Origin of the sequence: Acinetobacter sp. UNC436CL71CviS28, assembly GCF_000620525.1 — a bacterium.
In the GTDB taxonomy this organism is placed as follows: domain Bacteria; phylum Pseudomonadota; class Gammaproteobacteria; order Pseudomonadales; family Moraxellaceae; genus Acinetobacter; species Acinetobacter radioresistens.
On sequence record NZ_JIBB01000005.1, the window covers coordinates 23,990 to 41,715 of the forward strand.

16 protein-coding genes and 6 tRNA genes are annotated in these 17,726 nt (G+C 42.0%); 6 read left to right on the top strand and 16 right to left on the bottom strand.

Features of this window, described 5'->3' with window-relative positions; translation table 11 throughout:
* Positions 1–53: 53 nt before the first annotated feature.
* The gene (gene omp38 / locus N518_RS0103600) at positions 54–1,100 is read right to left on the bottom strand and encodes an outer membrane protein Omp38 (protein WP_005018785.1); all 1,047 of its coding nucleotides are present in this window, start codon (positions 1,098–1,100) and stop codon (positions 54–56) included.
* Positions 1,101–1,482: 382 nt separating this feature from the next.
* On the opposite strand from omp38, the gene N518_RS0103605 reads away from it, so the two are divergent.
* Both N518_RS0103605 and N518_RS0103610 read left to right on the top strand, forming a co-directional pair.
* On the top strand, positions 1,483–2,007 hold the full coding sequence (locus tag N518_RS0103605) for a type IV pilin protein (RefSeq protein WP_005027608.1): 525 nt from the start codon (positions 1,483–1,485) through the stop codon (positions 2,005–2,007).
* Between the two features lie 110 nt (positions 2,008–2,117).
* Entirely contained in the window at positions 2,118–3,293 is a 1,176-nt protein-coding gene (locus N518_RS0103610) for a thiolase family protein (RefSeq protein ID WP_005027610.1), read from the top strand.
* A gap of 58 nt (positions 3,294–3,351) precedes the next feature.
* Here N518_RS0103610 and N518_RS0103615 read toward each other — a convergent pair whose 3' ends face one another.
* The 9 genes from N518_RS0103615 to N518_RS0103655 form a co-directional block, all read right to left on the bottom strand.
* Positions 3,352–3,813 (bottom strand): DUF2750 domain-containing protein, encoded by a 462-nt coding sequence (locus N518_RS0103615; protein ID WP_005027612.1) that lies wholly within the window; start codon positions 3,811–3,813, stop codon positions 3,352–3,354.
* Between the two features lie 76 nt (positions 3,814–3,889).
* Positions 3,890–3,965, bottom strand: a tRNA-Val gene (locus N518_RS0103620).
* Positions 3,966–4,067: 102 nt separating this feature from the next.
* A tRNA-Asp gene (locus N518_RS0103625) sits at positions 4,068–4,144 on the bottom strand.
* A gap of 43 nt (positions 4,145–4,187) precedes the next feature.
* A tRNA-Val gene (locus tag N518_RS0103630) sits at positions 4,188–4,263 on the bottom strand.
* Positions 4,264–4,282: 19 nt separating this feature from the next.
* Positions 4,283–4,359: transfer RNA gene (locus N518_RS0103635), tRNA-Asp, on the bottom strand.
* Between the two features lie 45 nt (positions 4,360–4,404).
* Positions 4,405–4,481, bottom strand: a tRNA-Asp gene (locus tag N518_RS0103640).
* Between the two features lie 24 nt (positions 4,482–4,505).
* A tRNA-Val gene (locus N518_RS0103645) sits at positions 4,506–4,581 on the bottom strand.
* 229 nt (positions 4,582–4,810) lie between these two features.
* Positions 4,811–5,320, bottom strand: a complete 510-nt coding sequence (elsL, locus tag N518_RS0103650; protein WP_005027614.1) for a cell wall-recycling L,D-carboxypeptidase ElsL — start codon at positions 5,318–5,320, stop codon at positions 4,811–4,813.
* Positions 5,321–5,323: 3 nt separating this feature from the next.
* Complete coding sequence (locus N518_RS0103655) at positions 5,324–5,731, bottom strand: YbaN family protein (RefSeq protein WP_005027615.1); 408 nt, start codon at positions 5,729–5,731, stop codon at positions 5,324–5,326.
* A 105-nt stretch (positions 5,732–5,836) separates the two neighbouring features.
* Here N518_RS0103655 and N518_RS0103660 point away from each other — a divergent pair, with 105 nt between their 5' ends.
* The 3 genes from N518_RS0103660 to dapE all read left to right on the top strand — a co-directional run bounded on the left by N518_RS0103660 (position 5,837) and on the right by dapE (position 8,264).
* Positions 5,837–6,706: a DUF1853 family protein gene (locus N518_RS0103660; RefSeq protein WP_005027617.1), complete on the top strand. Its 870-nt coding sequence runs from the start codon at positions 5,837–5,839 to the stop codon at positions 6,704–6,706.
* Positions 6,707–6,843: 137 nt separating this feature from the next.
* Complete coding sequence (locus N518_RS0103665; RefSeq protein WP_005018775.1) at positions 6,844–6,984, top strand: entericidin A/B family lipoprotein; 141 nt, start codon at positions 6,844–6,846, stop codon at positions 6,982–6,984.
* A gap of 143 nt (positions 6,985–7,127) precedes the next feature.
* On the top strand, positions 7,128–8,264 hold the full coding sequence (gene dapE / locus N518_RS0103670) for a succinyl-diaminopimelate desuccinylase (protein WP_005027619.1): 1,137 nt from the start codon (positions 7,128–7,130) through the stop codon (positions 8,262–8,264).
* A gap of 60 nt (positions 8,265–8,324) precedes the next feature.
* Here the strand turns inward: dapE and N518_RS0103675 are convergent, their stop codons facing one another.
* From N518_RS0103675 to pilG, 6 genes are all read right to left on the bottom strand, one after another.
* Entirely contained in the window at positions 8,325–8,789 is a 465-nt protein-coding gene (locus N518_RS0103675) for a hypothetical protein (RefSeq protein WP_005027621.1), read from the bottom strand.
* 15 nt (positions 8,790–8,804) lie between these two features.
* Positions 8,805–13,175 carry an Hpt domain-containing protein gene (locus tag N518_RS0103680; protein ID WP_026443990.1) on the bottom strand — a complete coding sequence of 1,457 codons (4,371 nt, stop codon included), beginning with the start codon at positions 13,173–13,175 and terminating at the stop codon, positions 8,805–8,807.
* A 165-nt stretch (positions 13,176–13,340) separates the two neighbouring features.
* Complete coding sequence (locus N518_RS0103685; protein ID WP_005018770.1) at positions 13,341–15,422, bottom strand: methyl-accepting chemotaxis protein; 2,082 nt, start codon at positions 15,420–15,422, stop codon at positions 13,341–13,343.
* 45 nt (positions 15,423–15,467) lie between these two features.
* A complete protein-coding gene (locus tag N518_RS0103690; protein ID WP_005018769.1) occupies positions 15,468–16,004 on the bottom strand; it encodes a chemotaxis protein CheW in 537 nt (178 codons plus the stop codon).
* Between the two features lie 4 nt (positions 16,005–16,008).
* Entirely contained in the window at positions 16,009–16,377 is a 369-nt protein-coding gene (locus tag N518_RS0103695; RefSeq protein WP_005018768.1) for a response regulator, read from the bottom strand.
* A gap of 21 nt (positions 16,378–16,398) precedes the next feature.
* Positions 16,399–16,782 carry a twitching motility response regulator PilG gene (gene pilG / locus N518_RS0103700; protein ID WP_005018759.1) on the bottom strand — a complete coding sequence of 128 codons (384 nt, stop codon included), beginning with the start codon at positions 16,780–16,782 and terminating at the stop codon, positions 16,399–16,401.
* A 337-nt stretch (positions 16,783–17,119) separates the two neighbouring features.
* On the opposite strand from pilG, the gene N518_RS0103705 reads away from it, so the two are divergent.
* Positions 17,120–17,701, top strand: a complete 582-nt coding sequence (locus N518_RS0103705) for a hypothetical protein (RefSeq protein WP_005027625.1) — start codon at positions 17,120–17,122, stop codon at positions 17,699–17,701.
* The last annotated feature ends 25 nt before the right edge of the window (positions 17,702–17,726 follow it).

Below are 17,726 nucleotides of genomic sequence, written 5' to 3' on the forward strand. Positions count from 1 at the left end.
TTAGTATAAAAAAAAGCAGTTCCGAAGAACTGCTTTTTTTAGTTAAACTCAGATTATTGAGCTTGACCTGGTTGAGCAACAACAGTACGGCTACCAGTAATTGTCGCGAATACACGACGGTTCATAGCACGACCTTCTTTAGTGCTGTTGTCAGCAATTGGTTGATCCCAGGCAAAACCTTGAGCAGTCAAGCGAGATGGATCAATATTGTACTCGTTCACCAGTGAAGATTTCACAGAGTTAGCACGAGCCAGTGACAGACGTTCGTTCAGAGCACGTGGACCAGTGTTATCAGTGTGACCATCGATGCGAGCAGTAGCATTTGGATATTCTACTAACTTCTCAGCAACTTTAGCGATTTCTGGCTTGTACTGATCTTTGATATTTGATTTGTTAGTATCAAAGAACACACGAAGTTCCATATTCAGATCTTCAGTCAGTTCTTGTGGTTGTGGCTCAACAATTGGTGTTGGCTCAACAGGAACAACTTCTACCACAGGAGCAGCAGGTTTCAGGTGACCACCTAAAACAACGTTCAGACCAGCTAAAGCTGTATAGTTCCAGAACTGCTCGTCAAAATGGTAAGTACCACGTGCTTCTGTACGTAGAGACAGGGCATCATTAATACGCCAGAATGCACCAAGACCTGCGTTACCTAGAGTACCTTCTTCATCTAAGCCACGACCAGCACGACCAGCATCAGTGTCAAACTCATATTTATAGTGACCAGCACCTAACAATGCATAAGGCTTGATTTTACTGTCATAGTTTTTAGTGAACAGGTCAGAAGTAACATAGAAGTTACCAGCGATATTTTCGCCTTTATATTCATTGCCTGCAACGCTGGTATCACCTTTGATCTGGCTATATTCAGCTTCAAAACCTAACCATGGAGTAAGTTCAACACCAAGTGCTGCACCAACAAACAGGTCATCATCAAGTTCTACGCTATCAGTCAGGTCGCCATCGTTACCGCCATTGTTGTGCTGGGTATCAAACATTGTGTAACCAAGCATTAATGGGGTAATAGTTACGCCAGCATTTGCAGCAGCAAGAGGAGCAGCAACAAGCATAGCAAGTGCAATACGACTCAATTTCATGGATTATCCTCCAGAGATAACATTGTTGTTCAAGCTCAGCCTAAAATTAACTTTTTGGCTCCTGAGATAAGCTTATATATACCCCAGTATTATTTTTAAGCTACTCACTTTGAATCATACAAACACTTTGTTTTTTTTCCAAGTGCTTGATAATTTTAATCAAGTAAATTATTGACAAAATTACTTACAATTTCCGTTGTAATTCGGTAAATTTTCACTCAATTTATTCTAATGAATAGCTTATCTTTTTCGCTTCTGTTTATTTTAACAGTATTCAAAAGCTAAGCTAATGATCATTTGTTCTGGTTTTGAATGCAATAACTACACACTAATTTACTGTTAAAAAAACAAAAAACTATAATAAACAGGTAATTTTTTAACCATGAAGAAAAATAACAATGGAGTTTCTTTACTGGAACTCGTAGTTTGTATAGCGATTGTGGCAATTTTAGCTTCTTTTGCTATTCCTGCTTACCAAGAGTACCGAGCACAGCAGGAAGCCAAATCACTTCCACACTTATTAAACATGCAGATTATTCAAGCTAAAAATTATGCATTAACTTATCGTAATCAGATAGTTATCTGTTCAAGCCAGAACCTAGAGCAGTGTGAAGATGAGCAATGGAATAAAGGTTTACTCATCTTTATAGATACCAATAATGATAAGGAGCTTAATTCTAATGAAAAAATACTGTCTACAGTAATGCTTGATCTTGAGTATGGTCGACTAGATTGGCGAGGGGCTCTTAATAAACCGCGTTTGTTTTTTAAAGCAGATACCGGGCTACCGCGTGGTTCGAATGGTAGTTTTTTCTATTGTGCCAGCTCATCTGCCAGCCTAAATAAACGTTTAGTACTTAGTCCTATGGGCCACTTACGAGTAGAATCGTTAGCAAGTACTTGCTAAGAACTGTTCAGTCTAATGTTCACTAGTGTTTATTCTTTATTCATTAATTTTTTCTAAATATACTGCTCAAGATCAGTTATTTTTATAATGAAATAGTGGAGATTAGAACAATGGTAAACATCGTGATTCTTAACGGTGCGCGTACTGCGATGGGTGGTTTCCAAGGTTCACTCGCTACAAAGACTGCACCAGAATTGGGTGCAGCAGTAATTAAAGAAGCAGTTTCCCGTGCTGGGCTGCAGGCACACGACGTTGAAGAAGTCATTATGGGCTGCGTGCTTCCAGCAGGTTTAAAACAGGGCCCTGCTCGCCAGGCAATGCGTTTAGCTGGCATTCCAGATAGTACAGGCGCTGTTACTATTAATAAACTCTGTGGGTCAGGGATGAAAGCTGTAATGCAGGCCGCAGATATGATCAAAGCCGGTTCAGCAGACATTGTAGTTGCAGGCGGTATGGAGTCCATGACGAATGCGCCTTACCTTCTGCCAAAAGCCCGTGAAGGTTTTCGCATGGGTCATGGCGAAATCAAAGACCACATGTTTCTTGACGGCCTGGAAGATGCAGAAACTGGACGCCTGATGGGATCTTTTGCTCAGGATATGGCCAATGAGCGCGGTTATACACGTGAACAAATGGATGATTTTGCCATCCGCTCTTTAAAACGTGCTCAAACTGCGATTACTGAAGGTTATTTTAAAGATGAAATCGTCCCTGTAACTATTTCTAGCCGTAAAGGTGAGGCAGTAGTAGATCAGGATGAGCAGCCATTTAATGCCAATATTGATAAAATCCCGTCTTTGCGTCCGGCTTTTGCAAAAGATGGAACAATTACAGCAGCCAATGCCAGCTCAATTTCGGACGGAGCATCTGCGCTTGTTCTCTGCTCGGATGAAACTGCTAAGCAACGTGGTTTACAACCTTTAGCAAAGATTATTGCGAGCGCTTCAAACTCCCAGCACCCTTCTGAATTTACCATTGCGCCGGTAGGTGCAGTAAAAAAAGTTCTAGACAAGGCAGGCTGGACCGCGGCTGATGTCGATTTATGGGAAATTAATGAGGCATTCGCAATGGTTACCATGTGCCCAATCGATGAGTTTGGCCTTGATCCAGAAAAAGTAAATATTCATGGTGGTGCATGTGCTCTTGGTCATCCTGTAGGTTCTACCGGCTCACGTATTATTCTGACACTTATTCATGCCCTGAAACGTACAGGTGGACATAAAGGCATAGCTGCGTTATGTATTGGTGGCGGTGAGGCTACAGCTGTGGCAATTGAAATTCTTTAAAAATAATCAAATAAAAAATCCCGCTATTGCGGGATTTTTTATTTAGAAAAATAAACTTTTAATGAAGACGAATACTTCGAGGAGCAGGTAATTGCATTTCTCTAAATACTTCGGGTTGCTGTAAATACAGCTGATATAAATAGTTTTTAAGATCAAGTAAAAATTTTTCTGGTCGAACCAGAATATTTTGTCCCTCTGGTGTCAGATCTAAAGACAGATGTGTTTCATGTGCCCTCAAATAAGGCAGAACTTTTCCAATTAAATCTTTTAATGTAATTTCATGAATCTTATAGTTTTCCCACTGATCTTTTATTAACAATCTTGCCAGACTTCTACTTTGCCAGGCGGGAAATGCCTGCTGACCTGAAGGCGTTGCGCAGAGTGCCCATCCTTCATGATAAAGCGCAATAATCATACGTTGCGCAATAATATTTTGAATAAATTGCTGATAGTTCTCGAGCACCGAATAAGGTTTCTGCTGATTTTTTGATACAGTTTTACGCTGATAAGGGTTTTTCATAATTATTAGTTATATTAAGAATATTTTTAGATAATCTTAGGGGAACAAATAATGTTTTGCAACTGAAGAGGATATATGGTGGGCGCTGACGGGATCGAACCGCCGACATTCTGCTTGTAAGGCAGACGCTCTACCAACTGAGCTAAGCGCCCTGAGAAATAGCATAGCTATTAGAGATAGTAGCATAAGCAGTTATGCATATACACTGATTAATATCTTAATCTCAGGAAATTAGGATACCAAATTTTATAAAATGGCGCAGCGGACGGGGCTCGAACCCGCGACCCCCGGCGTGACAGGCCGGTATTCTAACCAACTGAACTACCGCTGCATCACATTACATTATTTAAAATAATGTAAAAGTCACTAAGTTATGGTGGGCGCTGACGGGATCGAACCGCCGACATTCTGCTTGTAAGGCAGACGCTCTACCAACTGAGCTAAGCGCCCTCAATAGGATTTGCATAAATGGCGCAGCGGACGGGGCTCGAACCCGCGACCCCCGGCGTGACAGGCCGGTATTCTAACCAACTGAACTACCGCTGCATTTGCACAATGTCGCTATTGTGGTACAAACTCTGAAATCTTAAGTGGCGCAGCGGACGGGGCTCGAACCCGCGACCCCCGGCGTGACAGGCCGGTATTCTAACCAACTGAACTACCGCTGCACGAAAGATCACAACATAAAGGCTTGGTGGGCGCTGACGGGATCGAACCGCCGACATTCTGCTTGTAAGGCAGACGCTCTACCAACTGAGCTAAGCGCCCTTTAGGTCTTCATCGTTTGTGAGGTGCATTATAGAGAATCCTCATCTGGTGTCAAACGCTTTTCTATCTGTTTTCATAAAAATACTTTCGAATGATTAAAAAATAGGTAAATTAAAGGAAAAACAATGTTTTTTGTATTTTATTTAAACATGTCTCTAAAAAATTAGAGGTGTTTATACAGACTATTTTTTATTTGTATCTGATAAACATAATGTGACTTATGTATTGTTTAAATCAATTCAAGTGGTGTTTCTGAGAGAAAAACTAAAGCCTGCTCGGGGATTAAATCAAAAAGCTCAATGATTTCTTCATTACGCATACGAATACAGCCATGTGACATCGGAATACCCATCGGCTCAGTATCTGGTGTACCATGAATATAAATATAGCGCTGGAAGGTATCCCGCCCTTCTCCCTGATTAAAACCTGGCTCAAGCCCATGTAACCAGAGTATGCGTGTTAGAATCCAGTCTCTTTGTGGGAACTGGGCAGCCAGTTCAGGACTATAAATCTCATCAGTAAACTGACGTGCAATAAACACTGAATTTTTAGGATGTTCCGCCCCAATTTTTTTTTCTATACGATGCCAACCTCGTGGAGTCTGGCCTGTATTTTCCTGCTCACCTACTCCATTTTTACCAGAAGAAATGGCATAACACTTTTTTAGTTTAGGAAGATGAAGCTTCTGCTGTGCCAGATCAATTAACAGATCTGCCTGATCCAAGGTATAGCTAGACATTTTTTACTCAATTTCTCCCGGTACTTTTTTTTCGATGGACTGTAAAGGTCGATCTTGAGGCTCAGGACGCATCCATAACCAGATGGCCACAACCAGCATAATGCCATCTGTAAAGATTTTGACAAGCAGTGGTGCATTAGTAAATAGCATCATAATACCGCTTATTAACATCATGATACTGGCCAGCCATTTTGCTTTACGCGGAACAGTGCCATTAGCTCTCCAAGCTCTGAGCGTTGACCCATATTTTGGATGATTCAGTAACCAGTTATCCATTTGTGGCCAGCCTTTAGACGCAGCCCATGCAGCAAGTATTAAAAACACTGTCGTTGGCATGCCGGGTAAAATTGCCCCTATCAGTCCAAGTACAATAAAAATCAGTACCAGACTTCGCCAAAACAATGTTCTCATATCTCTTTCCTAATCCCGCAATTGCGCTAGTATAAAGTGTTTTATATGCGCACTATATTTTTATTCTGCGCGTTTTCTTATGATATTTATGGGCGGACTATGTATATGTTTGGTGATCAGCAGGCTTATTTTGAACCATGGTTACAATTTAAGCATCCTGCCATACGTCAGCTGGCTTTTAGTCTAGCCAGTCCGAATATTCTTAAAAGCCTGCCACAAGAACTCATAATTAAGCATCATTTTAATTTGCATAGTGACCATATCTGGCAAAAATATTTCCAAGCCTATTTACCCCGTTTAAAACAGCTTGACCAGCAACCTGAACCACTTGAGCACTTCCTTCGACAGCTTAAAAGTACGCGCCTAGGACTACGTTTTGAAATGCTGATCTGGTTCTGGCTACTTGATCATGCATATCATCCATATCGTTTACTTGGACATAGCATCCAGATTATTGATGGACCAAAAACAATTGGTGAGCTGGATTTTTTAATTCTAAATACCGAAACGGGAAAAACAGAACATTGGGAAGTGGCTTTAAAATATTATCTGGCTGAAAGAGAACCTTCTTTGGCATCGTGGTTTGGTCTTAACCGTAGTGATACCTTATTACGCAAACTAAATCACTTTACGCAGAAACAGTTCCAGTTTGAAGAGGTATCAGGACATCTCATTCAAGAGCGCTACGCTATTCTCAAGGGACAACTTTACTTCCCCTTAAAAAACTGGCCTGACTCTTCTGAGCCCTTTTCAACCTGGATTAATTTATCTCGTAGATTTGGAGGATGGGCTGATTATATTCCCCAGCAAGACTACTATCGTCTACAGCGACAGGAGTGGTTATGTCCGGATCAGGTGCAAAGTTCGGACAGGGCTTTATGGTGGACTCAAGGTTTATATTATTCTGATCATGCATCTCCGCAGTTCTTTATGTACCGTCTACCTCCCTTACTCAAAACCTCTAATAATGTTTAAAAAATGCAATATAAATAAGTGATTTATCTTTTTCTGAAACATTTCATAACGTTTCTACTATCAAAACATAATGTTATTTATTAAGCATATTTTTTAGCCTGAGTGAACATCAAAATAAATCTAACTTGGAGATGATGATGAAAAAAATTTTAGCTGCTTCAATGTTTTTGGCAATTGTACTGACTGGTTGTAACACAGTAAAAGGCTTGGGCGAGGATGTTTCTAGTGCAGGAAGTGCTGTATCAAATACTGCAGAAGATACTAAACAAAAACTTTAATTTTGCTATCAGTTTTTCAAAAAACCTTATCTACGGATAGGGTTTCCTAATTTTATACAGACTAGGTTTGTTCTAATTAAACTCCCTTTCAATTACATATTCCCCTATTATATCGGCAAGTTTTAAAGACATTGATCTCCGGTATGACTTCATCATCAGACACTCTCGACCTTAGCCTGCAACTTTTGCGCCAGCCCTCAGTTACTCCTGTAGACCATAACTGCCAGAATATTATGGCTGAACGTTTATCAAAGGTCGGTTTTCATATAGAAAACATGCGCTTTGAAGACGTAGATAATTTATGGGCCCGTCGTGGTACTAAAGACCCAGTTTTCTGTTTTGCAGGACACACTGATGTGGTGCCCACTGGAAGCCTGGATGCCTGGAATTCTGATCCGTTTATTCCTGAAATACGTGATGGTAAGCTATATGGTCGTGGTAGTGCCGATATGAAAACAGCTCTGGCAGCGATGGTAATCGCTTCAGAACGTTTTGTTGCCAAGTATCCTGATCATAAAGGCTCAATTGCTTTTTTAATTACTTCTGATGAAGAAGGTCCTTCAATAAATGGGACCGTAAAGGTAGTAGAAACACTTGAGTCCCGTAATGAAAAAATGACCTGGTGTCTGGTGGGCGAGCCGTCTAGTACTCATCAGCTGGGTGATATCATTAAGAATGGTCGTAGGGGCTCTCTAAATGGTGTTTTAACTGTTAAGGGTAAACAGGGACATGTAGCATATCCACATCTGGCGATTAACCCGATTCATACAGCTTCTGCAGCGCTTGCAGAGCTATGTGAGACCGTATGGGACAGCGGGAATGAGTATTTTCCAGCAACCTCTTTCCAGATTTCCAATATCCAAGCTGGTACCGGTGCAACCAATGTAGTGCCTGGCACAATGACAGTTACATTTAATTTTCGTTATTCTACTGAAGTGACCGCAGATGAGCTTAAAGCACGAGTAATTGCTATTTTACAGTATCATCAGGTTGATTTTGATATTAAGTGGACCTTATCTGGCTTACCTTTCCTGACACCCGTGGGGGAGCTCGTAAACGCTGCTGTACAAGCGATACATGAGGTTAATGGTGTAGAAGCCAAGCTTTCAACCAGCGGTGGTACTTCAGATGGACGTTTTATTGCTCCAACTGGTGCACAGGTACTGGAGCTTGGGGTATTGAATGCCAGTATCCACCAAATTGATGAACACGTAAATGTAGACGATCTGGAACCGCTAGCAGAGATTTATGAAAAAATCCTGATACAGCTCCTGAGCTGATGAATATAAGATAAACAAAAAAGGAACCCTGTCGGTTCCTCTTTTGTTTCAAATGAATTTTTAGAATGTCTTATGACTTAACTGGTTTTGAATCTCGTTCAGGTTGGGAACCTGAAAAATCTGGTCTCCCATACGTACATACTGATAAATATTTGAATCATCAAAAGGCTGTTCTTCATCGACCACCTCTGAAATCCGCAGTCTGATAGTCTGAGGCATTTCATCACAGATCAAGGCAAAGCGCTGATCTACCTGCTCTCCTTCTATTACCAGTGCAACTGCTGTTTTAGCCGTAGGGCTATTTACCTTATAGACCGGAAGCTTAAAATCATGCCAATCAATATGATCGACGTTAATCGAACTATCAAGAGCAGACAATACAATATTCTGGGGTAGCAACATCGGTACCTGAGCATAGCATTGAATAATATAAGCATCGATAAAACCGGTCGATACTGTAATCAGGTGCTGTAACTCTTGTTGATCAATCTTTGCCAGAGTTGAATTCGCTTTGGTTTGACTCATCTTTTTTCTCCCGCGTTAGACCATAACCTCAAGTAACGCTTCAATATTGGCCAACAGGTCTGCTTCCTGGAAAGGTTTGCCCATATATTGCGTTGCTCCGAGTGCAAAAGCGCGCTCACGATGTTTCTCACCTGTACGTGAAGTAATCATAATAATTGGCATATTACGATGTACATCATGATGACGTACCAGATTAGTTACTTCAAAACCATCCATACGCGGCATTTCAATATCGAGCAGCATTAAATCAGGCTTAATACTTTCCAGCTGTTCAATCGCTTCAACACCATCTTTAGCGGTCACTACATCATAACCTTGACGCTCAAGCAATCGGCTGGTGACTTTGCGTACAGTGACTGAGTCATCAACGATCATAATCAGACGTCGTTCATCATTAAAGCGATGCAACTCACGAGATTCTTTTACTTCCTTGACACGTAATGAAGACTGTACCTGACGAGCAATATACTGCCCATCCAGAATGAGACAAACCTGTCCATCACCCAAAATTGTTGCACCAGCTACTGCACCTACGCTAGCCAGCTGTTGACCCACTGGTTTCACCACAATTTGTGCACGAGATCCGACCAGCTGGTCAACTAGTAACGCTACTGTCTGGCCACTGCTCCCTTTAATCAGCAGTACCGGCAGAGAGTGGGCTATACCGGTAAGACGAGGCAGAGACTGATTTGCTACAAACTCTGAAAGATAACGCAGCTTATAATACATATTGTCGATACGGAAAGTATCTTCTTTGCCAGCAAAATAGTCTTCCAGCATAGAAGGAGAGATACGCACAATACGTTCAATCTGCGCCAATGGTACAGCGTATTGCTGGTCACCTGCTTTAACCATCAGGGCATCACTGATTGCTACTGTAGTTGGTACACGAATCGTAAATGTTGTACCCTGCCCCTGTACAGACTCGACCGTCACATGACCACCCATCGCCTTGATACTGCTCTGTACCACATCCAGCCCTACACCACGACCAGAAATCTGGGTAATTTCTGCTGCAGTACTTAAACCTGGATGGAAAATCAACTGGGCCAGTTCTTCAGCTTCCAGTTTTTGTTCCGTTCCAATCAGGCCTCGCTCTAGTGCTTTATTTTTCAGCTTGTCAAGATTAATACCTTGGCCATCATCTGTAAAAGTAATGATGACATCTGTACCTTGGCGATTAATATTTAGCTCAATACGGCCACTTTCAGGTTTACCTTGCTTGAGACGCTGCTCAGAGGTTTCAATACCATGATCAATTGCATTTCGCAGCATATGTTCAAGCGGGGTGACCAGCCGCTCTAAAATATTGCGGTCCAGCTCTCCTTCAGTGTTTTGAACAACGAGTTCTGCAGGACGGTTTAATGCTGAAGAGGTCTGCCGTGCTATGCGCTGTAAACGCGGTAATAATCGAGAAAAGGGTACCAGACGGGTCCGCATCAGGTTTTCCTGAATCTCTGCCTGAATCCTTGACTGCTGTAATAGCAAACCTTCAGTATCACGTATTTTTTCAGATAATGTGGTTTTAAAGTCAAGTAAGTCAGATGCTGACTCAGCCAGTGATTTGGATAACTGATTTAGCGAAGAATACTGATCCATTTCTAAAGGATCAAAATCGCTGTAACGTGAATTCTCAGTACCATGCTTGGCAATAATCTGACTCTCAAGCTCACCCTCCATACGGCGTAACTGGTCAGCCAGTCGTTGAATAGCCAATTCCATGTCGGAAAGAATAGAGCCGACCTGTCCCACATCCATTTCAATACGGGAACGGTTGATGGAGTTTTCACCTGCAAGGTCAATCATTTTCTCAACCAGATCGGCTGAAATCCGGATCATTTCATTATTTTCAGTCCGCTCTGTATTGTCCCATTCACCCATCATGGAAGGTGGTTCAGTACCATCACCATGCACGAATTCAAACAGACTGCCATCAGCTACGATATTATCTGCAGGAATCTGATTGATGAGCTGAGCAGGAATTTCAGTAAACTGGATCGAGTCCAAGCTGTGCTTCAAACTGTCAAAGTTTTCATACTGCTCTTTGAAGATAGCATTTTCCAACCAGCGTAAAGCAGTATGTAAAAGCGGGTCATAGACACTGGTGGTAAGATTGTGCAGACCAAATTGTTCAAAAGTATTTTCCAGCGCATAAGCAATCACGGCTACCGGCTCAAGCTCGGCCATCCGTGCGCCGCCCTTAAGACTATGAGCATTCCGTTGCAGCTGTAGTAACAGACTCCGGTTACTGCGCTCTTCTACCCATTGATCTAGTAATTTATGAGCGGTCTGTAACAGCTCTTCGGCTTCCTCGAGAAAAACTTCTTCAACAATTGATCTTACCTGTTCATTTGTTTGTAACTCTTCGGAATGCTCAGCGATTTCCGCATCCGCAAGTGTACAATCAGTTATATCTGATTCAATATTTTGACTCGACTCGGACAGCTTCTCTTCTGCTACTTTTGGCTCAGCCGTAGTCACTAATACACCAGTGCTGATCGACTCAATATTTTTGAGGATTTCAATAGTTGCTGGCGCCGGGTAGTCAATCTGCTGTTCACGTAGTATCTGGATGCGTTCTGCCAGCTCATCCTGTACCAGCCGGATAATACTCATCAGTACAGTAGAGACCTGAACCTGCCCGTTAATAATTCTCTGATAAATGCTTTCCAGCTCATGTGCAATTAATCCCATATGGGTGGCCTGCACCATGTTTGCACCACCTTTTAAGGTATGCAAATAACGCATTAGATTGTTCAGAGCAGTAACTTGGCCTGATTCTTTTGTCCAACTGTTCAGGTCACTATCCATACCAGCCAGTAATTCTTCGGCCTCTTCCAAGAAGATATCGCGCAGATCAGCATCAGCAACCTGATTACTATGTTCAGAATGCATCAGCGCTTTATCAGCCGCTATACGTGCTGAAAGCGCTCCCAGGTTGAAAGTATGTTGCAAAACTGCTACGTCAACCGGAGCCTCAAAAGGCTCAGTAACAGTGGACAACTCATCTACCTGTTGTATTTCTTGCTGTACAAATGCAGATAATTCTTCAAGCAGACTTTGATGAGCCGGGCTCAGGCTGACACGCTGTCCCGCTGCAAGCGTATCAAACAGATAAATCAGCTGCTGATGAGCTTGAGTATAAAGTTCATATGCATAATCAAGATTTAATAGCTGTGGCTTTGCCAAGAGCTGCTGATAGCTCTGAAGTAGTTCTAACGTAAAATCATATACACCTTGGGAGGCACGGTTTCGTGTATGTTCAACCAGTTCCTGTGCCTGCTGTACCAAAAGCTGTAAATATTCTGGATATTCGGTACGGGTACGCTGATCAAACTCGAACTCGGCATCTAGTAACTGGTTGATCTCAAGCTCGAGGAGCCTTGAAACCAGACCTTGAGGGTTCACGAGATCATCCACAGGTTCTTGATGAAATCCGTAGTTTTCCCAAGCATGATTAAAGGTCTGATAAACCCGTTCCAACTGTTCTATATTACATTCCTGTTTTAGAATGTAGAGATAATCCCTTACAAATTCAGCATAATGAGTAAGTAAAGCGGTTTCATTTGAAGTAGATACCAGCTCATCTTGCAGCATGGTTTTAAACAGATTTTCAATTTTACTACTTGCTTCAAATATGTGTTCTACCTGAGCCATGGCCGAGCTGCCACGCAAAGTATGTAAAGCGCGGATTAGAGCATTATAATTACTGCCCTGTTCATTATTATTCAAGAACTCATCAATAGTTGCCAGATGTTCTTCCGACTCTTCAAGAAAGATCGCCAGTGTCTCGGCAGTTAGTGAATCAAATTCCTCGTGAATTTCAAGCTTCTCTACACCTAGTGGTGGTAGAGTCTCTGCTGTATGTTCCACCAGCTCAAGCCCGGTGACTGTCTCAGGCGAACATAAGGTCCAGCTAAGCTCCAGCAATTCCTCAAGTGCCGGTTCAAGACTGCCATGCTGTTGCAGTTGTTGCCCGATCAATACGAGGGGACGCAAATCAATCGCATGAGGCTGACTATTTTTAAAGTTATAAAATAACTTGTATTTGTAAATCTTAAAGACTAATTCTACATAACGACTGATCGCCAGGGTAAAAGCCTGTGTTTTAGCAATTATTCGATTCAAGAGATCTTCAACCGTCCAAGCCAACTCGCCGGAACTTTTAGCTCCTACCATCCGGCCGGAGCCTTTTAAGGTATGAAAATAACGGCGAATACTGGTCAGCTTGTCCTGCTGCTCAGGCTGCTGTATCAAAATATCCAAATCAGTAAAGATTTCTTCTAGTTCTTCAACAAAAATTTCAAGAATCTCTGCATCTTGGTCAAGATAGCTATCTTCAGGAAGAGTCGTTGTTCCAATCAAGTCTTTTAGTATTTGTTTCATAGCTAAAACTTCTTCGTTTCTTCTACCAAGACCGGCAGAAAACTATTTTGTAACCATCATGCAAGACGTTACTTTCGAACACGAATTCATCTTGTCGATGCGCTTAGTGCCTGTGACAGCAACCTGCTTCAGGGGCTGCTGTCTGGTTTTCTATTTTTATTGAGATTATTCAGGCAGTTTAAAGTCAGTTACAGATTCACGTAGTGACTCTGCCATACTGGCCAGCTCTGATACTGAACGTGCAGTATCGAAAGTAGCGCTGGTGGTCTGCGAGGTAATTTCCTGTACGATACTCATGGTACTAGAAATATGACCTGCTGAAGCAGCCTGTAACTTTGCAGCATCAGAAATGCTCGCAATCAGTTTTGCCAGATCGCCTGATACTTTCTGAATTTCATCCAGTGCAATACCCGCATCTTTTGCCAGATTGGCACCGCGTACTACCTCGGCTGTGGTCTGCTCCATCGAGATTACTGCTTCATTGGTATCGGCCTGAATGGTTTTTACCAGTGTCTCGATCTGTTTCGTTGCAGAGGTTGAGCGCTCTGCAAGACGCTGTACTTCATCGGCAACCACAGCAAAGCCACGGCCTGCTTCACCAGCCATCGATGCCTGAATAGCCGCATTCAATGCCAGAATGTTTGTCTGGTCTGCAATATCATTGATGAGGGAAACGATATTACCAATTTCCTGAGAAGACTCACCCAGACGCTTAATACGCTTTGATGTTTCCTGAATCTGTTCACGGATGGTATCCATCCCTTCAATAGAACGGTTTACAACATCTGCACCATTAGAAGCAATCTGTACTGAGCGCTGTGCAACCTCGGCAGATTCAGAAGCATTGGCAGATACCTGGTCAATTGAGGTTGCCATTTCACTGATTGCACTGGAAGCGCCGGCAATTTCCTGAGCCTGATGTTCTGAAGCCTCAGCCAGCTGGTTAGTAATATTCTGCGTATTTTGGGTATAACGTGATACTTCTTGCGAGGTTTCATTGATACGTGATACCAGATCACGTAGCTGGTCGATCGCAAAGTTAATCGAATCCGCAATCGCACCAGTAAAGTCTTCAGATACGGTTGCATAAGAACGCAAGTCACCATCTGCAAGATCTGCAATTTCATCCAGCAGACGTAAAATTGCATTCTGGTTACGGTCGTATTCGTCCTGTAGGCGGGTCACACGCTGTTTATCCGTCGCTCCCCGCAGTGCCAGAAGTTTAATTACAGAGAAGATCAAGGCAGCAATTGACGCCAGCAGCAGAATTGCAAGAGCCACTTCTGCCCAGTTACTACTTGCCGACTCAGTCAGTTTGTTTAGAGCTGCCAGCAGTTCGTCAGATTGAGAGAAAATTTGTGCTGATGCCTGACGGACCTGAACAATCTGGTTGGAGTTATTTAGAACTGTCGCTGCAGCAGATTTTAAGACCGCATTATACTCATCTTGAATATTGGTTAGAGATTCACGTAATGCAGGGTCATTAATACGCTCTACACCTAGCTCACTACTGCCGTTCAGCTGTGCATTGAGATAAGTACCGAAAGTTTCAGTATCAGCATTGAAGTCGTCTGCAGATTCACGTGAGCTGTCATTACCTACAAGTACGGAACTGATCGAACGCAAGATACGTTCTGCAATAAATACCTGGTTTTTAGCAATAACTACCTGGCTACTACTCATATTTTGTCGTGCCATCTGGTCGACTAGCAGGTTATATTCTGCCTGAATACCTGGAATGGTTTCAGAAATAGCAATATTGGTATCGTAGAGTTTGTTAATAATTTTTTGCTGGCTGGTAATCTGGTCAATATTTCGAGATACCGCATTCCAGGTCTGTTCAACCTGCCGAACCTCGGCATCAGTTGAGCCATGAATATCCTGTACAGTTTCTAGGTTTTCAGCAAAGCGCGCCTGTGACTGTGACAGGGTTTTAATGGACTCAGGCGTTCCAGAAGCAGTCGCCTCGGTTGCTTGACGGGAAATAGTTTGCGACAGTAGACGCAATTCACCCAAACTACGAGTTAACTCATTATGACGAGGTACGCTATAGAATAAAAACAGTAAAAGAATAACGGATAGAATTAAAGATAATGCTGCCCCATAAATAAACGGTTTAGATTTGGAACTATCTCCAAATAACCGTGCAAAGTCTTCGACTTGTGTTTGTATTTTGGTTAAAAACGCATTACTGCTGTGAGCAGCACCGCTTTCTCCCGTATTTTTCTTTTTGAGTTTAAAGCCCATACAGCCTCTCCCCTGAAAACGCTTTTATTGAGTAGGCGCGTCAAATTAGTTTATAAATTTTGTAGATGCGTTCATGTACTGTGAGTCTTTCAATAAACGGCTGAATAAAAACACATGCCAATGCTGGTTATGCTGATAAAAATAACCCTGACAATATGGATTTAACTGATCCTCCAGCCCGTCATTCTTTGAAAAAAAACTTTGTTTGTTAAAATGCTGAATCCCCAAAACCCGATCGACCACCACACCCACATATTGTTCATTATGACTAATGCAGAGTACTTTTTGAGTAGGTGAGAAATTGCTGCGTTGTCCAGATATAAACTGTGCCAAGTCAGCCACACAAAGTAGTCTTCCCCGAATATTAGCCAGTCCACGTACCCAAGGCTGAGTATTAGGAACTGCGGTATACTTTGGAGGATAAATAACCTCAGAAACCTCCCCAAGTGGAGCAACAAAATATTGCCCCAGCATTTCAAAAGCAATACCTGACCACCGGTTTACTTCATTATTGCTGGCAGCATAGCTACGGTTGCCACGCTTTGCCAGCCGAAGTAATTCGATAAATCCATTTGCTGCCATAGCACTATCCTGCGTTGAGGTATTGTTGGATTACTTCGATTAGTTTATTTTCATCAACAGGTTTGGTTAGATAGTCACGGGCGCCTTGACGCTTGCCCCAAACCCGGTCAGTTGCCTGGTCTTTTGTACTGACAATGACCACCGGGATATCTTTAGTTGTTTCACCACGAGCAATCTGACGAGTTGCCTGAAAACCGTTAACACCCGGCATCACCACATCCATCAATACCAGGTCCGGTAATTCTGCCTGGGCAATAGTTACCCCATCTGCACCATTAGTCGCTTCAAGAACCTCATAACCATGCTTGGTCAAGATCTCTTTAAAACGGAAAGTTTCGGTAGGTGAGTCATCAACAATCAAGATACGAGCCATTTTCTTCCCCAAGTTCTTTTTCTAGACACTGACATGATTACGTATTGCATTGAGCAATTCGTCTTTACTAAACGGTTTGGTCAGATATTCATCCGAACCCACTACACGACCTTTAGCCTGATCAAATAGCCCATCTTTACTAGACAGCATAATGACCGGTATATTCTGATAATTTTGTGAGTTTTTAATCAGTGCACAGGTCTGGTAACCATCTAGACGCGGCATCATGATATCGACAAAGACAATATCAGGATTGGCTTCGGCAATCTTGGACAATGCTTCAAAACCATCAACTGCAGTAATTACCTCACAGCCCTCACGTTGCAGCAAAGTTTCTGCTGTACGGCGAATAGTTTTTGAATCATCGATTACCATAACCTTAAGGTTTTGAAATTTGTCTTCCATCTAATCGGCCTTCCCGCTTATTCAACATAATATTTGACGGATTAATTTTTACAGTTATTCAACTTTTTTAACATAAATTTACTTGTATTTCCAATGAACATTTTAAGTATAGCTTTACAGAGTGTCATTTAAATCAATAAGATAATTTATGTTTTTATCAGAAACTGGTTTTTTTTGCCTATACCGTATTTTTAACTGCAAAAATCAGCTCTAATATAACAATTTTATTACTGAAAGATAAGTGCTTCGGTCCAGTGTGTTGGGGAATTTTATGGTGTTACATGCTATAGCTAAAAGTTGCTGGATACGAACGAAAAATATAACCCGTGAGTTTTTGATGGTTTGCAGCCTGAGCTGCCTGACTATTCCAGTCATTGCAAATGTCACTGAAACACCTAAAGCGGTGTGGTACCGTTATTATGATAATAATGGTATTGCCAATATTAGTACCTCGGTGACACCGACCCATATTCGTTATGGATATGAAGCACTAGATCAGAATATGCAGGTTATTCAACGCAGTCGGCCCTACAATGTAGATAAAGACATAAAGCAGGCTCCACAGCGCGCTGTTCAGGCCCGAGAGCGTGAACAGGACCTAAAACTTAAAAGAGCATATACCAACAGCCGAGTAGCTCAGGCTAAACGTGATGAACATTTAGCTAACCTCAAAAAACAGCTTAGTTTTCAACAAGACCAGCTTCGACAATTACAGAGTGACCGGATCTATTTTAAACGGCAGGAAATGGATTATTTAAGGAAAGGCCAACCTGTACCTGCTGTCTTGAAAAATAGTCTGAACAGCAATTATCAGAATCTTGTTCTCATTAAAAATAATATTACTTCTTTACAAACGAACTATCGCAATACCCAAGCCCAATACGACAGAATTATCTCACGTTTAAAAGCCATTGAATAATGTAAGCTTTTTAGAGAAAAATAAT

Bases quoted from the DNA above. Each gene is read 5' to 3' on its own strand.
- N518_RS0103660 (WP_005027617.1), top strand. From the start codon at position 5,837: ATGTTTGGTGATCAGCAGGCTTATTTTGAACCATGGTTACAATTTAAG.
- N518_RS0103690 (WP_005018769.1), bottom strand. From the start codon at position 16,004: ATGGCAGCAAATGGATTTATCGAATTACTTCGGCTGGCAAAGCGTGGC.
- elsL (WP_005027614.1), bottom strand. From the start codon at position 5,320: ATGTCTAGCTATACCTTGGATCAGGCAGATCTGTTAATTGATCTGGCA.
- N518_RS0103695 (WP_005018768.1), bottom strand. From the start codon at position 16,377: ATGGCTCGTATCTTGATTGTTGATGACTCACCTACCGAAACTTTCCGT.
- N518_RS0103655 (WP_005027615.1), bottom strand. From the start codon at position 5,731: ATGAGAACATTGTTTTGGCGAAGTCTGGTACTGATTTTTATTGTACTT.
- N518_RS0103705 (WP_005027625.1), top strand. From the start codon at position 17,120: ATGGTTTGCAGCCTGAGCTGCCTGACTATTCCAGTCATTGCAAATGTC.
- N518_RS0103665 (WP_005018775.1), top strand. From the start codon at position 6,844: ATGAAAAAAATTTTAGCTGCTTCAATGTTTTTGGCAATTGTACTGACT.
- omp38 (WP_005018785.1), bottom strand. From the start codon at position 1,100: ATGAAATTGAGTCGTATTGCACTTGCTATGCTTGTTGCTGCTCCTCTT.
- N518_RS0103615 (WP_005027612.1), bottom strand. From the start codon at position 3,813: ATGAAAAACCCTTATCAGCGTAAAACTGTATCAAAAAATCAGCAGAAA.
- N518_RS0103605 (WP_005027608.1), top strand. From the start codon at position 1,483: ATGAAGAAAAATAACAATGGAGTTTCTTTACTGGAACTCGTAGTTTGT.
- N518_RS0103610 (WP_005027610.1), top strand. From the start codon at position 2,118: ATGGTAAACATCGTGATTCTTAACGGTGCGCGTACTGCGATGGGTGGT.
- N518_RS0103685 (WP_005018770.1), bottom strand. From the start codon at position 15,422: ATGGGCTTTAAACTCAAAAAGAAAAATACGGGAGAAAGCGGTGCTGCT.
- pilG (WP_005018759.1), bottom strand. From the start codon at position 16,782: ATGGAAGACAAATTTCAAAACCTTAAGGTTATGGTAATCGATGATTCA.
- N518_RS0103675 (WP_005027621.1), bottom strand. From the start codon at position 8,789: ATGAGTCAAACCAAAGCGAATTCAACTCTGGCAAAGATTGATCAACAA.
- dapE (WP_005027619.1), top strand. From the start codon at position 7,128: ATGACTTCATCATCAGACACTCTCGACCTTAGCCTGCAACTTTTGCGC.
- N518_RS0103680 (WP_026443990.1), bottom strand. From the start codon at position 13,175: ATGAAACAAATACTAAAAGACTTGATTGGAACAACGACTCTTCCTGAA.